Genomic DNA, 14,419 nt, shown 5'->3' on the forward strand with positions numbered 1-14,419 from the left:
TGGTGGTGCGGAACGGCTCGCGCGCCCCGGCGCACACCGCTCCGCCCGCCTCTGATCGTCAGGTATCCAGTCAATCGCGCCCGGAGGTGGGCGGGTTCATTCGTGGGGGTGGCGAATGGTGGCGTTTCCGGGATCGACCTCGCCGGGTCAGTGATCGTGGGATTACGTTCAGTGCACGAACCCTCGGATCCAGTGCCCGCTCGGGTATGCCGGGGGCAAGTCGGTTCTCTGTTCGACAGGGCACAAGCGCCGGACAGTGGACCTCAACTCACGGCATTCTGATATGGGTTGGCGTAATGAGGCTTCAGCGGGATGGGGGCGTTCCAGTGGGCGGCAGTGGCGACGGCAGTACGAGTGCCGGCAAGCGCCCGAACGAGCAACTGGGTTCGTGGTTCGTGCGCAGCGGCTGGTCGAAGGGGGAGCTGGCCCGCCAGGTGAACCGCCGGGCGCGGCAGATGGGCGCCCATCACATCAGCACCGACACCTCGCGGGTGCGGCGCTGGCTCGACGGCGAGCAGCCGCGCGAGCCGATTCCGCGCATCCTCTCGGAACTCTTCTCCGAACGGTTCGGCAGCGTGGTCGCCATCGAGGACCTGGGGCTGCGCGCGGCGCACCAGTCACCCTCGGTGTCCGGTGTCGACATGCCGTGGGCGGGCCCGCAGACCGTCTCCCTGCTCAGCGAGTTCTCGCGCAGCGACCTGATGCTCGCGCGGCGCGGATTCCTCGGTACCTCACTGGCGCTGGCCGCCGGTCCGACGCTCATCGAACCGATGCAGCGCTGGCTGGTACCCACACCCGGGGGCGAGCCCGTCGCCGAGGAGCCCGCGGGTCACTCGCGGCGCCCGTCCAAGCTTTCCGAGCCCGAGCTCGAACTCCTGGAGTCCACCACCGCGATGTTCCGCCAGTGGGACGCGCAGTGCGGCGGCGGACTGCGCCGCAAGGCGGTGGTCGGCCAGCTCCACGAGGTCACCGACCTGCTCCAGGAGCCGCAGCCCGTGGCCACCTCGAAGCGCCTGTTCCGCTGCGCGGCCGAACTGGCCGAGCTGGCCGGGTGGATGAGTTACGACGTGGGGCTCCAGCCCACTGCGCAGAAGTACTTCGTCCTCGCCCTGCACGCCGCCAAGGAGGCCGGGGACAAGCCGCTCGGCTCGTACATCCTGTCCTCCATGAGCCGCCAGATGATCCATCTGGGCCGCCCCGAGGACGCGTTGGAACTGGTCCATCTCGCGCAGTACGGCAGCCGTGAATGCGCCACCCCCCGCACCCAGGCGATGCTGTATGCGATGGAGGCCCGCGCATACGCGAACATGGGGCAGCCCAGCAAGTGCAAACGGGCCGTGCGGATGGCCGAGGACACCTTCTCGGACGCGGGCCTGGACGGCGAGCCGGAGCCGGACTGGATCCGCTTCTTCTCCGAGGCCGAGCTGAACGGCGAGAACGGCCACTCGTTCCGCGATCTCGCCTATGTGGCGGGCCGCAGCCCCACCTACGCCTCGCTCGCCGAACCCGTCCTGGACAACGCGGTCGCGCTCTTCGGCAAGGACAACGAGCACCAGCGCTCCTACGCCCTGAACCTCGTCGGCATGGCCACGGTCCAGCTGCTGAGGCGGGAGCCCGAGCAGTCCACCCGCTTCGCCGGGGAGGCCCTGGAGATCGCGGGGCGGATCCGTTCCGAGCGGGTGAACACCAGGCTCCGCAAGACCGTCGCCACGGCGGTGCGGGACTTCGGGGACGTGCCCGCGGTCATCGCCCTCACCGACCGTCTCGCCGAACAACTGCCGGAGACCGCGGAAGCGGTCTGAGCAGCACCCGAACCCCGGCCACGACAGCTCACCCCGTGATGCCCGACTCGGCTCCCCCGCGCCAGGTCACCAGGGTGGTTGTCGTGGCCGGTCCACGCTGTGCGCAGGGTATCGGCGGACACCCGGGCCGACCCCGCGCTTCATCCGGGCGTAACACGCCCGTCCTCTTCGTCACTGCGGCGAAACATCGAGTGGCATCGTCGGAAACCGCGCTGCGTCAGTCTCGTGGCGCATAACCGGCTCGCACCTTCCCGCGGCTTCCCCGCAGCCCCGCCCGCCCGCGGGCCGCACCGACGACGAGGAGACGCCGATGCCCTCAGGCATCATGACCCTTGCTGCAGATGCCCCGAAACTGTCATCTGCCAACACCGGGTTCATGCTCATCTGCTCCGCCCTGGTGATGATCATGACACCGGGTCTCGCCTTCTTCTACGGAGGCATGGTCCGGGTCAAATCCACCCTGAACATGCTGATGATGAGCTTCATCAGCCTCGGCATCGTCACGATCCTCTGGGTGCTGTACGGGTTCAGCATCGCCTTCGGCACCGGCAACGGATTCCTCGGCTGGTCCAAGGACTACCTCGGGCTCAGCGGCATCGGACTCACCGAGCTGTGGCCCGGCTACACCATCCCGGTGTACGTCTTCGCCGTCTTCCAGCTGATGTTCGCGATCATCACACCCGCGCTGATCAGCGGTGCACTGGCCGACCGGGTGAAGTTCACCGCCTGGGCGCTGTTCATCACGCTGTGGGTCACCCTCGTCTACTTCCCCGTAGCGCACTGGGTCTGGGCCTCCGACGGCTGGCTCTTCAAGAAGGGGGTCATCGACTTCGCCGGCGGCACAGCGGTCCACATCAACGCCGGAGCGGCGGCACTCGGCGTGATCCTGGTGATCGGCAGGCGGGTCGGCTTCAAGCGGGACCCGATGCGCCCGCACAGCCTGCCGCTGGTGATGCTCGGCGCCGCGCTCCTGTGGTTCGGCTGGTTCGGCTTCAACGCCGGATCCTGGCTGGGCAACGACGACGGCGTCGGCGCGGTGATGTTCGTCAACACGCAGGTCGCCACCGCCGCGGCGATGCTGGCCTGGCTCGCGTACGAGAAGATCCGGCACGGCTCCTTCACCACCCTCGGCGCGGCCTCCGGCGCCGTCTCCGGCCTGGTCGCCATCACCCCGTCCGGCGGCGCGGTCAGCCCGCTCGGCGCCATCGCGATCGGTGTCGTCGCGGGTGTGGTGTGCGCCATGGCCGTCGGCCTCAAGTACCGCTTCGGCTTCGACGACTCGCTCGACGTCGTCGGCGTCCACATGGTCGGCGGGATCCTCGGCTCGCTGCTCATCGGCTTCTTCGCCACCGGCGGGGTGCAGTCCGACGTGGCGGGCATCTTCTACGGCGGCGGCTTCCACCAGCTCGGCATCCAGGCCATCGGGGTGTTCTCGGTCCTCGGGTACTCCCTGGTCGCCTCCGCGGTCCTGGCCTTCCTGATCGACAAGGCGATGGGGATGCGGGTCACCGAGGACGTCGAGGTCGCGGGCATCGACCAGGATGAGCACGCCGAGACCGCGTACGACTACAGCGGCGCGGGCGGCGGCTCCCGTACGGCCGTACCCACGGCGGACACCGGGACCAGGGACAAGAAGGCCGTGGCAGGGACCAGGAACAAGAAGGTGGACGTATGAAGCTCATCACCGCAGTCGTGAAGCCGCACCGCCTCGACGAGATCAAGGAGGCCCTGCAGGCCTTCGGCGTCCAGGGGCTCACGGTCACCGAGGCCAGCGGATACGGACGCCAGCGCGGCCACACCGAGGTCTACCGCGGCGCCGAGTACACCGTGGACCTGGTTCCGAAGATCCGTATCGAGGTCCTCGTCGAGGACGCGGACGCCGAACAGCTCCTCGATGTCGTGGTGAAAGCCGCCCGGACCGGCAAGATCGGGGACGGCAAGGTATGGAGCATTCCGGTCGAAACGGCGATCCGTGTCAGGACCGGCGAACGCGGTCCGGACGCACTCTGAACGATCGAGAGACGGGAGCTGCCGGGTGACTCGTACGGATGGGACGACCGGTCAGGCGGACGAACAGGGACCCGGCGGCTACGCGGCGGCCCGGCTGCGCCTCCTCCAGGAGAAGGCGCGGTCCGGGCCGCCGCGCCGTTCCGCGCTCGCCCGGCTGACGGACGACTGGGCGGGCGCGCTCTTCACCGCCGCGGCCACCTCGGCCGGGGTGCGCGGCGCGGCCCTGGTCGCCGTCGGCGGGTACGGACGCGGTGAGCTGTCGCCGCGCAGCGATCTGGACCTGCTGCTCCTGCACGACGGAAAGGCGGACACGGCCGCCGTCGCCGCCCTCGCGGACCGGGTCTGGTACCCGGTGTGGGACCTGGGGCTCGCGCTGGACCATTCCGTACGCACCCCGGGCGAGGCGCGGAAGGCCGCGGGCGACGACCTCAAGGTCCAGCTCGGGCTGCTCGACGCCCGCCACGTCGCGGGGGATCTCGGGCTGACCACCGCGCTGCGGACGACCGTGCTCGCCGACTGGCGCAACCAGGCGCCCAAGCGGCTGCCCGGACTGTACGAGCTGTGCCAGGAGCGGGCCGAGCGCCACGGCGAGCTCCAGTTCCTCCTCGAACCCGACCTCAAGGAGGCCAGGGGAGGGCTGCGGGACGCGACGGCGCTGCGGGCCGTCGCCGCTTCCTGGCTGGCCGACGCCCCCCGCGAGGGGCTCGACGGAGCCCGCAGGCACCTCCTCGACGCGCGAGACGCGCTGCATCTGGTGACCGGCCGGGCCACCGACCGGCTCGCCCTCCAGGAACAGCAGCAGGTCGCGGCGGAGCTGGAACTGCTGGACGCCGATGTGCTGCTGCGTGAGGTGTACGAGGCGGCACGCACCGTTTCGTACGCGAGCGACGTCACCTGGCGCGAGGTCAACCGCGTCCTGCGCGCCCGCTCCGCGCGCCCCCGGCTGCGGGCCCTCCTCGGCGTGGGCGGCAGGCCCGCGGCCGAGCGGACCCCGCTGGCGGAGGGGGTCGTCGAGCTGGAGGGCGAGGTGGTGCTGGCCCGCACGGCCAGGCCCGAGCGTGACCCCGTACTGCCCCTGCGGGCCGCCGCCGCGGCGGCCCAGGCCGGACTGCCGGTCTCGCTGCACGCCGTGCGGCGCCTGGCCCACGACGCACGCCCGCTGCCCGTGCCCTGGCCGGCCGAGGCGCGCGAACAGCTGGTCACCCTGCTCGGCGCGGGCGAGTCCATGGTGCCGGTCTGGGACGCGCTGGAGGCCGAGGGGCTGATCACCGCGCTGCTGCCGGACTGGGAGCGGGTGCGGTGCAGGCCGCAGCGCAACCCCGTACACACCTGGACGGTGGACCGGCACCTCGTCGAGGCCGCGGTCCGGGCGTCGTCACTCACCCGCCGGGTGGGCCGCCCCGACCTGCTGCTCGTCGCCGCGCTGCTGCACGACATCGGCAAGGGCTGGCCCGGCGACCACTCGGTGGCCGGTGAGGTCATCGCGCGGGACGTGGCGGGCCGGATCGGCTTCGACCGTACGGACGCCGAGGTGCTCGCCACGCTCGTACGGCACCATCTGCTGCTCGTCGAGACCGCGACCAGACGCGATCTGGAGGACCCGGCGACGGTGCGTTCGGTGGCCGAAGCGGTGAAGTCCGCCCCCACTCTGGAGCTGCTGCATGCGCTGACCGAGGCAGACGCCCTGGCGACGGGGCCCGCGGCCTGGTCGTCCTGGCGGGCCTCGCTGGTGGCCGGTCTGGTCAAGAAGGTGGCCGCGGTCCTGGCGGGCGAGACCCCCGACGAACCCGAGCCCGCCGCTCCGGGAGCGGAACAGGAACGGCTCGCGGTCGAGGCGGTGCGCACCGGCGGTCCGGTCCTGGCCCTGCACGCCCGCACGGAGACCCGGCCCGGCGACGGCGCGGTCACCGGCGCCCCCGAACCGGTCGGCGTGGAACTCCTCATCGCCCTTCCCGACCAGCCGGGCGTCCTGCCGGCCGTCGCGGGGGTCCTGGCACTGCACCGCCTGACCGTACGCGCGGCCGACCTGCGCGCCGTCGAACTGCCCGAACCGGTCGGGCGGACGGCCGTCCTGCTGCTGAGCTGGCGGGTGGCTGCGGAGTACGGATCGCTGCCGCAGGCGGCGCGGTTGCGCGCGGATCTCGTACGGGCGCTGGACGGCTCGCTCGACATCCGGGCCAGGCTGGCGGAACGGGAGGCGGCGTACCCGCGCCGCCGGGGCACGCAGGCCCCGCCGCCGACGGTGAAGGTCGCACCGGCGGGATCGCGGCTGGCCACGGTGATCGAGGTCCGCGCGCAGGACGCCCCGGGGCTGCTGCACCGGATCGGGCGGGCGCTGGAGGCGGCGGAGGTGCGGGTACGGAGCGCGCACGTCTCGACGCTGGGCGCCAATGCGGTGGACGCGTTCTACGTGACGTGCGAGAAGGGCGAGCCGCTGTCGGGGGAGCGGGCGGCCGGGCTGGTCCAGGAGATGGAGAGCGCGCTGCGCGAGAGGTGAGGGCGGAGAGGTGGGGGCGGGCCGGAACAGGCCCTAACCGGGACAGGGGCAGACCCCACCCACGGCGTCCGGATACCCTGGGGGAAACCGTCCCCCCGCCCCCTGACCCGAGGATCCGCGACCGCCGTGTTCGATACCCTCTCCGACCGCCTTGCAGCGACATTCAAGAACCTCCGTGGCAAAGGGCGCCTCAGCGAGGCGGACATCGACGCCACCGCACGCGAGATCCGCATCGCGCTGCTGGAAGCGGACGTCGCCCTGCCCGTCGTCCGCGCCTTCATCAAGCAGATCAAGGAGCGCGCGGCCGGTGCCGAGGTCTCCCAGGCGCTGAACCCGGCCCAGCAGGTCATCAAGATCGTCAACGAGGAGCTCATCGGCATCCTCGGTGGCGAGACCCGCCGTCTCCGCTTCGCCAAGCAGCCGCCGACCGTGATCATGCTCGCGGGCCTGCAGGGCGCGGGCAAGACCACCCTGGCCGGAAAGCTCGGCCTCTGGCTGAAGGGCCAGGGCCACGCCCCGCTGCTCGTGGCGTGCGACCTCCAGCGCCCCAACGCCGTCAACCAGCTGAGCGTCGTCGCCGACCGCGCGGGTGTCGCGGTCTACGCGCCCGAGCCGGGCAACGGCGTCGGTGACCCGGTCAAGGTCGCCCAGGACTCGATCGAGTACGCGAAGACCAAGCAGTACGACGTCGTCGTCGTCGACACCGCGGGCCGCCTCGGCATCGACCAGGAGCTGATGCAGCAGGCCGCGGACATCCGCGACGCCGTCAGCCCCGACGAGGTCCTGTTCGTCGTCGACGCGATGATCGGCCAGGACGCGGTCAACACCGCGGAGGCCTTCCGTGACGGCGTCGGCTTCGACGGCGTCGTGCTGTCGAAGCTCGACGGCGACGCCCGCGGTGGTGCGGCCCTGTCGATCGCCCACGTCACCGGCCGCCAGATCATGTTCGCCTCCAACGGCGAGAAGCTGGACGAGTTCGACACCTTCCACCCGGACCGCATGGCGTCCCGGATCCTCGGCATGGGCGACATGCTCAGCCTGATCGAGAAGGCCGAGCAGACCTTCAGCCAGGCCGAGGCCGAGCAGATGGCCTCCAAGCTGGCGAGCAGCAAGGGCAAGGACTTCACGCTCGACGACTTCCTGGCCCAGATGGAGCAGGTCAGGAAGATGGGCAGCATTTCCAAGCTGCTCGGCATGCTGCCCGGTATGGCGCAGATGAAGGACCAGATCAACAACATCGACGAGCGGGACGTGGACCGTACCGCCGCGATCATCAAGTCGATGACCCCGGCCGAGCGCCAGGACCCGACGATCATCAACGGCTCGCGCCGGGCCCGCGTCGCCAAGGGCTCCGGTGTCGAGGTCAGCGCGGTGAAGAGCCTGGTGGAGCGGTTCTTCGAGGCGCGCAAGATGATGTCGCGGATGGCTCAGGGCGGCGGGATGCCCGGTATGCCGGGCATCCCCGGCATGGGCGGCGGTCCCGGCCGGCAGAAGAAGCAGCAGAAGCAGGCCAAGGGGAAGCGCAAGAGCGGCAACCCGATGAAGCGCAAGGCCGAGGAGCAGGCGGCGGCCGAGCGCCGTGAGCAGGGCGGCGTGCCGGGGCTGCCGGCCGGTCAGGAAGCTAAGAACTTCGAACTTCCCGACGAGTTCAAGAAGTTCATGGGCTGATCCCGCACCGGTACGCCCCGCTCCCGTGGAGCGGACTCGGCGGAGCGGCCCCCCGCTCGGTGAATTCCACCGAGCGGGGGGCCGCTCCGCCGTGTACTAGGCGGAGCGGGCGACCACGTAACGGAAGACGTTCGGCATCCACACCGTGCCGTCACGCCGCAGATGGGGGTGGAGCGCCTCGGCAACCTCCTTCTTCACCTGGGCCCGGTCCGCCGCCTGTATCGCCGCGTCGAACAGCCCGGTCGACAGCAGCCCCCGTACCGCGCTCTTCATGTCCGCGTACCCGAACGGGCACGCCACCCGGCCGGACCCGTCGAGCTGCAGCCCCGCCCGCGCCGCGACCTCTTCCAGATCGTCCCTGAGCGGGCGGCGCGCCTCGTCAGCCGGCCGGGCGGCGACCCGGAGCACGGCCGAGGTCGCACAGCGCTCCGGCGGCCCCCAGCCGGTCAGGACCACCGCGCTGCCGCGCTCCATGAGGGGCACGGCGTCCTCGACGGCCGGGACCAGCCCGTCGGAATCGCCCGCCGTGCAGCCGATCGGCTCGAAGGCGGTGAGCAGGTTGAAGGGCGGCCCCGCACAGGTGCCGGACCCCGCGTCGGACGCGTCGGCGGGGCCGCCGTGGACCAGGCGCGTTCGGCCCGCCCGGCCGCCCGCCGGGGCCATTTCGCCGTCCGCACCGGGCAGCAGTCGCTCACGGGCCAGCGCGATGCGTTCGGCGTGCGAGTCCACGCCGGTGACGCTCGCGCCCCGGGCGGCGGCGATCAGCAGGGCCAGGCCCGAACCGCAGCCGATGCCGAGCAGCCGGGTGGCGCTGCCCGCGTCCAGCCGCTTGTACACCGCTTCGTAGAGCGGTACGAGCATCCGCTCCTGGATCTCGGCCCAGTCGCGGGCACGCGTGATCGCCTCGGCAGAAGGAGCCGCAGCCGTCTGCCGGTGGTTCCGGACGAGCGTTGATGACATCGAATGCGCCCCAATTCGCCGAGAGATCAGTGGTGCTCCGACTGCAAATCTCCGTGCCGGTGTGCGCGTCCCCGTGAGACGGAGACTCCCCGTAAGCCAGAGAACTCCGCATCCGCACGCAAGTCCAGGGGTGGCGAGGCAATGCTTGCGAACCCCGAATATGCGCCCTGGACGTGCGTCCCACGAGGAAAATCGAATCGCGGGCCCCGGGGTACTCGCCGTACCATTCGCGCCATGGCAAAGGCTCCCGTTCTCACGCCCCAGGCGGACGACTTTCCCCGCTGGTACCAGGACCTGATCAACAAGGCCGAACTCGCGGACAACGGACCGGTGCGCGGCACCATGGTCATCCGCCCGTACGGCTACGGGCTGTGGGAGCGGATGCAGCAGGACCTGGACGCCCGCATCAAGGACGCGGGCGCTCAGAACGCCTACTTCCCGCTCTTCATCCCCCAGTCTTACCTGACTCGCGAAGCTGAGCATGTCGAGGGATTCGCACCCGAGCTCGCGGTGGTGACACACGGTGGCGGCAAGGAGCTGGAAGAGCCCATCGTGGTACGGCCCACCTCCGAGACGATCGTCAACGAATACTTCTCGAAATGGGTGCAGAGTTACCGGGATCTTCCGCTGCTCATCAATCAATGGGCCAATGTGGTCCGTTGGGAGCTGCGGCCGAGGGTCTTCCTGCGTACGACGGAATTCCTCTGGCAGGAGGGCCACACCGCTCACGCGACCCGCGAGGAGGCCCGTGACTACGCTGCGCACATCCACCGGAATGTCTACGCGGATTTCATGGTCAATGTGCTCGGCATCGATGTCGTACTGGGCCGTAAGACCGCCAGGGAGCGCTTCGCCGGAGCGATCAACACCCTGACCCTCGAAGGCATGATGCGGGACGGCAAGGCCCTTCAGCTGGGTACGAGCCATGAACTCGGGACGAACTTCGCCAAGGCCTTCCACACCGAGTACCTGTCGAAGGACGGCAAGCAGGAGCTGGTCTGGCAGACCTCCTGGGGCGCCACGACCCGGCTGATCGGCGGGCTGATCATGTCGCACGGCGACGACAACGGGCTCCGGGTGCCGCCGCGGCTGGCCGCCGTCCAGGTCGTGGTCGTCGCGATCAAGGGGGACGAGGCGGTGACGAAGGTCCGGGAGATCGGCGCGAAGCTGCGGGCGGCGGGCATCCGCGCCCAGGTGGACGACCGCACCGACACCCCCTTCGGCCGCCGGGCGGTCGACTGGGAACTCAAGGGCGTTCCGGTACGGATCGAGGTCGGCCCGCGCGATCTGGCGGAGGGCACCGCGGTCCTGGTCCGCCGGGTGGTGGACCCGCACAGCCCCGGCGGCAAGGAGTCCGTACGGATCGACGAACTGACCGAGCTGCTGCCCACGGTGCTCGAAGAGGCCCAGACGCAGCTGCTGCGGGAGTCCCGCGAGCGCCGGGCGTCCCGGACGAGCGAGGTCGCCACCGTCGGGGAGGCCGTCGAGGCCGCGACCGCCGGGGGCTGGGCGCGCATCCCGTGGGCCGAACTCGGCCCCGACGGCGAGGCGGAGCTCGCCGGGCACTCGGTGTCCGTACGGTGCCTGGTCGCCGAGGACGGGTCGGTGCCCGACTCGGACGATGCTCCCGGTACGGTCGCTCTGGTCGCGCGCGCCTACTGAGAGCGACCGGCCGGTGGCGGCAGCGCCCGACGAGGCCGGAACGGCCCTTGCGCGCAGGAGAGTGTGCTGTACCGGCGTGCGCCCCGGACCGCGCGCCGGGGCGCACGCAACCACGACGACTCCGCGCAGTCCTAAGTACCACCTTGGTGGGAGCTGTGAGGCTTCTCCGCAGATCAGCGCACCCGCCCGCGTCCGGACGCATCAAGGGCAACTGACGGGTACGTGCAAATTATTTGGGATGCCCCGGAATAGGAACACAGCGGCACCCCGGCTCGTTGTCACGACGTGAGCACGACACCAACTGTCCTCGCCGCAGAACTGGCGCAGGCGTGGGCCGACATTCAGCGGTACCACCCCGAGCTGCCGGATCTAGCCGCGCCCGAGTCCCTGATCGGCGAGTCCTCGTCCGCCTGTGGCGCTGAACTCTCCTTCGAGCGACTGCTCCATGAGGCAGTCCACGGCATCGCCGCCGCGCGAGGTGTCCGCGACACCTCACGCGCAGGCCGCTATCACAACCGTCGATTCCTGGCCATCGCAGAGGAGATGGGCCTCGACCACCCTGAGGAGCCGCATCCCAGCAGCGGCTTCTCGCTGGTCTCGCTCAACCCCGAGGCGAAGCGCAGATACCGCCAGACGATCGAGCGACTGCAGCGTGCGCTCAAGGCGCACACCGTCGCGACGGCCGCCGACACCAAGCGTTCCTTCCGCGGACCTGCCGCCCGGCACGGCTCCTCCGGTGGTGGCGTGCGCGTGAAGGCGGTCTGCGACTGCGGTCGCAATGTGCGGGTCGTTCCGTCCGTGCTGGCCCAGGCGCCCATCGTCTGCGGTGGCTGCGGGAAGGCTTTCCGTATCCCGGAAGTGGTGGCCGCGGCCGGGTGATCCCGGACGTCGCCCCCGCTTCCGTGCCACCCCCGGCCGCCGGTCGGCGGTGTGGTGACCGGGGCACCGGGTGCTCCGGACGTATGGCACAATGGCTAGCTGTACTCGACAGCCGCACAGGAACCCTCTCGTCCTCCGGCTGACGCGTCCATCGGGCACCCGAGTACCGCAACCCCACGTGGCATCTCGTTGTGCCCAACCACGTCAAGACCAGGAGACACCACTTCCGTGGCAGTCAAGATCAAGCTGAAGCGTCTGGGCAAGATCCGTTCGCCTCACTACCGCATCGTCGTCGCCGACTCCCGTACCCGCCGTGATGGCCGGGCCATCGAGGAGATCGGCCTGTACCACCCGGTGCAGAACCCTTCGCGTATCGAGGTCAACTCGGAGCGCGCGCAGTACTGGCTGTCCGTCGGCGCCCAGCCGACCGAGCCGGTCATGGCGATCCTGAAGCTCACCGGTGACTGGCAGGCGCACAAGGGCCTTCCGGCCCCCGCGCCGCTGCTCCAGCCGGAGCCGAAGGCCGACAAGCGCGCCGCGTTCGAGGCTTTCGCCAAGTCCATGGAGGGCGACGAGCCGAAGGGTGAGGCCATCACCCCCAAGGCGAAGAAGGCCGACAAGAAGGCGGACGAGGCGGCTCCTGCCGCTGAGTCCACCGAGTCGACCGAGGCCTGAGCATGCTCGAGGAGGCTCTCGAGCACCTCGTGAAAGGCATCGTCGACAACCCCGACGACGTACAGGTCGCCTCGCGCAACCTCCGTCGTGGGCAGGTGCTGGAGGTCCGGGTACATCCCGACGACCTCGGTAAGGTGATCGGCCGTAACGGCCGCACCGCGCGCGCCCTCCGCACCATCGTGGGCGCCATCGGTGGCCGTGGTATCCGCGTCGACCTCGTCGATGTGGATCAGGTTCGCTGAGAACAAGTTGAACACCGGCTCGGGCCGGGGAGGGCTGCCAAGCCGTCCCCGGCCTTTGTCGTCCCCCACCATTCAGGCGCATCGAGGAACCACGACGGTCCTCGGCCACCCGGCGCGAGCGGCGGCGGTTCGGCAGCAAGACGCAGCAAGAAGCAGGAGAAGGAGCGGAACGTGCAGCTGGTAGTCGCGCGGATCGGGCGCGCCCACGGCATCAAGGGCGAAGTCACCGTGGAGGTGCGCACGGACGAGCCCGAGCTGCGGCTCGGGCCCGGTGCCGTACTCGCCACCGACCCGGCGGCCACCGGGCCGCTGACGATCGAGACCGGCCGGGTGCACAGCGGCAGGCTGCTGCTGCGCTTCGCCGGTGTCACGGACCGCACGGGCGCCGAGGCCCTCCGTAACACGTTGCTGATCGCCGAGGTCGATCCGCAGCAGAAGCCGGAGGATCCCGAGGAGTTCTACGACCACCAGTTGATGGACCTCGACGTGGTCCTGGCGGACGGCACGGAGATCGGCCGGATCACCGAGATCACGCACCTGCCCTCGCAGGACCTGTTCATCGTGGAGCGCCCCGACGGCAGCGAGGTGATGATCCCCTTCGTGGAGGAGATCGTGACCTCGATCGACCTGGAGGAGCAGCGGGCGGTCATCGACCCGCCGCCGGGGCTGATCGACGAGAGCCAGGCGGAGACCGCGTCCGGCAGGGACGACGACTGATGCGGCTCGACGTCGTCACGATCTTCCCCGAGTACCTGGAACCGCTGAACGTCTCGCTCGTCGGCAAGGCGCGGGCCCGCGGTCGGCTCGACGTCCAGGTGCACGACCTCCGTGACTGGACCCACGACCGGCACAACACGGTGGACGACACCCCGTACGGCGGCGGCCCCGGCATGGTCATGAAGACCGGGCCCTGGGGCGAGGCGCTGGACGAGACGCTGGCCGCCGGCTACGAGGCGGGCGCGAACCAGCCGGTCCTGGTGGTGCCCACCCCCAGCGGACGCCCCTTCACCCAGCAGGTCGCGGTCGAACTCTCCGAGCGCCCCTGGCTGATCTTCACGCCCGCCAGGTACGAGGGCATCGACCGGCGTGTCATCGACGAGTACGCGACCCGGATGCCGGTGTACGAAGTCTCCATCGGTGACTACGTCCTGGCGGGTGGCGAGGCCGCCGTGCTGGTGATCACGGAAGCCGTGGCACGGCTGCTTCCCGGTGTCCTCGGCAACGCCGAATCGCACCAGGACGACTCCTTCGCCACCGGAGCGATGGCCGACCTCCTCGAAGGGCCCGTCTACACCAAACCGCCCGAGTGGCGCGGCCGGGGCATCCCCGACGTGCTGCTCAGCGGGCACCACGGCAAGATCGCGCGCTGGCGCAGGGACGAGGCCTTCCGCCGTACCGACCTCAACAGGCCGGATCTGCTGGAGCGCAGCGACCCCGCTTCCTTCGGGAAGAAGGACCGGGAAATGCTCTCGATCCTGGGCTGGAAGCCGGGGCCCGACGGGCGATTTGGGCGTGAGCCCGAAGCCGTGGAAGAATAGGCCGCTGCTGTACGTCCGGCGTGCGCCCCTGCCACAGGGGGAACGACGTCCGCCCGACGCGATCAGCTCCCGAAACTCATCACGATGATGCCGTCGATGACCTGTGGCATCGGCGAAGAAAGCAGAAGATCATGTCCAGCTTGCTCAATGACGTCAACGCCGCTTCGCTGCGGAGCGACCTCCCGGCCTTCCGCGCCGGTGACACGGTCAACGTTCACGTCCGCGTGATCGAGGGCAACCGCTCGCGTATCCAGCAGTTCAAGGGTGTAGTCATCCGCCGCCAGGGCGCGGGCGTCAGCGAGACCTTCACGGTCCGCAAGGTCTCCTTCTCCGTCGGCGTCGAGCGCACCTTCCCGGTGAACAGCCCGATCTTCGAGAAGATCGAGCTCGTCACCCGTGGTGACGTCCGCCGCGCGAAGCTGTACTACCTCCGTGAGCTGCGCGGCAAGGCCGCGAAGATCAAGGAGAAGCGCGACCACTGAGTCC

13 protein-coding genes are annotated in these 14,419 nt (G+C 70.2%); 12 read left to right on the forward strand and 1 reads right to left on the reverse strand.

The features are described 5' to 3' along the window. Positions 1–326: 326 nt before the first annotated feature. The 5 genes from nsdA (at position 327) to ffh (ending at position 7,977) form a co-directional block, all read left to right on the forward strand. Positions 327–1,802, forward strand: coding sequence for a transcriptional repressor NsdA (gene nsdA / locus OG709_RS26630; RefSeq protein ID WP_250297546.1), 1,476 nt, complete (start codon positions 327–329; stop codon positions 1,800–1,802). Between the two features lie 310 nt (positions 1,803–2,112). Further along, positions 2,113–3,477, forward strand: coding sequence for an ammonium transporter (locus tag OG709_RS26635; protein WP_329167831.1), 1,365 nt, complete (start codon positions 2,113–2,115; stop codon positions 3,475–3,477). Next, the gene (locus OG709_RS26640) at positions 3,474–3,812 is read left to right on the forward strand and encodes a P-II family nitrogen regulator (protein WP_250297544.1); all 339 of its coding nucleotides are present in this window, start codon (positions 3,474–3,476) and stop codon (positions 3,810–3,812) included. Before OG709_RS26635 ends, OG709_RS26640 begins: the two co-directional genes overlap by 4 nt. 25 nt (positions 3,813–3,837) lie before the next feature. Beyond that, complete coding sequence (locus OG709_RS26645) at positions 3,838–6,309, forward strand: [protein-PII] uridylyltransferase (protein ID WP_329167833.1); 2,472 nt, start codon at positions 3,838–3,840, stop codon at positions 6,307–6,309. 126 nt (positions 6,310–6,435) lie between these two features. Then, on the forward strand, positions 6,436–7,977 hold the full coding sequence (gene ffh / locus OG709_RS26650) for a signal recognition particle protein (protein WP_250297542.1): 1,542 nt from the start codon (positions 6,436–6,438) through the stop codon (positions 7,975–7,977). Between the two features lie 96 nt (positions 7,978–8,073). Here the strand turns inward: ffh and OG709_RS26655 are convergent, their stop codons facing one another. Continuing rightward, positions 8,074–8,937, reverse strand: a complete 864-nt coding sequence (locus tag OG709_RS26655) for a methyltransferase domain-containing protein (RefSeq protein WP_329167835.1) — start codon at positions 8,935–8,937, stop codon at positions 8,074–8,076. Between the two features lie 234 nt (positions 8,938–9,171). Here OG709_RS26655 and proS point away from each other — a divergent pair, with 234 nt between their 5' ends. From proS to rplS, 7 genes are all read left to right on the forward strand, one after another. Next, positions 9,172–10,599 carry a proline--tRNA ligase gene (proS, locus tag OG709_RS26660; protein WP_250297539.1) on the forward strand — a complete coding sequence of 476 codons (1,428 nt, stop codon included), beginning with the start codon at positions 9,172–9,174 and terminating at the stop codon, positions 10,597–10,599. Between the two features lie 285 nt (positions 10,600–10,884). Next, complete coding sequence (locus OG709_RS26665; RefSeq protein WP_250297538.1) at positions 10,885–11,478, forward strand: hypothetical protein; 594 nt, start codon at positions 10,885–10,887, stop codon at positions 11,476–11,478. Between the two features lie 228 nt (positions 11,479–11,706). Continuing rightward, on the forward strand, positions 11,707–12,153 hold the full coding sequence (gene rpsP / locus OG709_RS26670; RefSeq protein WP_250297537.1) for a 30S ribosomal protein S16: 447 nt from the start codon (positions 11,707–11,709) through the stop codon (positions 12,151–12,153). Between the two features lie 2 nt (positions 12,154–12,155). Beyond that, positions 12,156–12,395 (forward strand): RNA-binding protein, encoded by a 240-nt coding sequence (locus tag OG709_RS26675; protein ID WP_164265900.1) that lies wholly within the window; start codon positions 12,156–12,158, stop codon positions 12,393–12,395. A gap of 171 nt (positions 12,396–12,566) precedes the next feature. Further along, positions 12,567–13,112 carry a ribosome maturation factor RimM gene (rimM, locus tag OG709_RS26680; protein ID WP_250297536.1) on the forward strand — a complete coding sequence of 182 codons (546 nt, stop codon included), beginning with the start codon at positions 12,567–12,569 and terminating at the stop codon, positions 13,110–13,112. Beyond that, positions 13,112–13,933 carry a tRNA (guanosine(37)-N1)-methyltransferase TrmD gene (trmD, locus tag OG709_RS26685; protein ID WP_250297535.1) on the forward strand — a complete coding sequence of 274 codons (822 nt, stop codon included), beginning with the start codon at positions 13,112–13,114 and terminating at the stop codon, positions 13,931–13,933. The genes rimM and trmD overlap by 1 nt, the downstream gene beginning before the upstream one ends. A 131-nt stretch (positions 13,934–14,064) precedes the next feature. Next, a complete protein-coding gene (gene rplS, locus OG709_RS26690; protein WP_250297533.1) occupies positions 14,065–14,415 on the forward strand; it encodes a 50S ribosomal protein L19 in 351 nt (116 codons plus the stop codon). Positions 14,416–14,419: the final 4 nt, after the last annotated feature.

It is taken from the genome of Streptomyces sp. NBC_01267 (genome assembly GCF_036241575.1).
In the GTDB taxonomy this organism is placed as follows: Bacteria; Actinomycetota; Actinomycetes; order Streptomycetales; family Streptomycetaceae; genus Streptomyces.

Bases quoted from the DNA above. Each gene is read 5' to 3' on its own strand.
- rplS (WP_250297533.1), top strand. From the start codon at position 14,065: ATGTCCAGCTTGCTCAATGACGTCAACGCCGCTTCGCTGCGGAGCGAC.
- proS (WP_250297539.1), top strand. From the start codon at position 9,172: ATGGCAAAGGCTCCCGTTCTCACGCCCCAGGCGGACGACTTTCCCCGC.
- OG709_RS26635 (WP_329167831.1), top strand. From the start codon at position 2,113: ATGCCCTCAGGCATCATGACCCTTGCTGCAGATGCCCCGAAACTGTCA.
- OG709_RS26675 (WP_164265900.1), top strand. From the start codon at position 12,156: ATGCTCGAGGAGGCTCTCGAGCACCTCGTGAAAGGCATCGTCGACAAC.
- trmD (WP_250297535.1), top strand. From the start codon at position 13,112: ATGCGGCTCGACGTCGTCACGATCTTCCCCGAGTACCTGGAACCGCTG.
- OG709_RS26655 (WP_329167835.1), bottom strand. From the start codon at position 8,937: ATGTCATCAACGCTCGTCCGGAACCACCGGCAGACGGCTGCGGCTCCT.
- OG709_RS26640 (WP_250297544.1), top strand. From the start codon at position 3,474: ATGAAGCTCATCACCGCAGTCGTGAAGCCGCACCGCCTCGACGAGATC.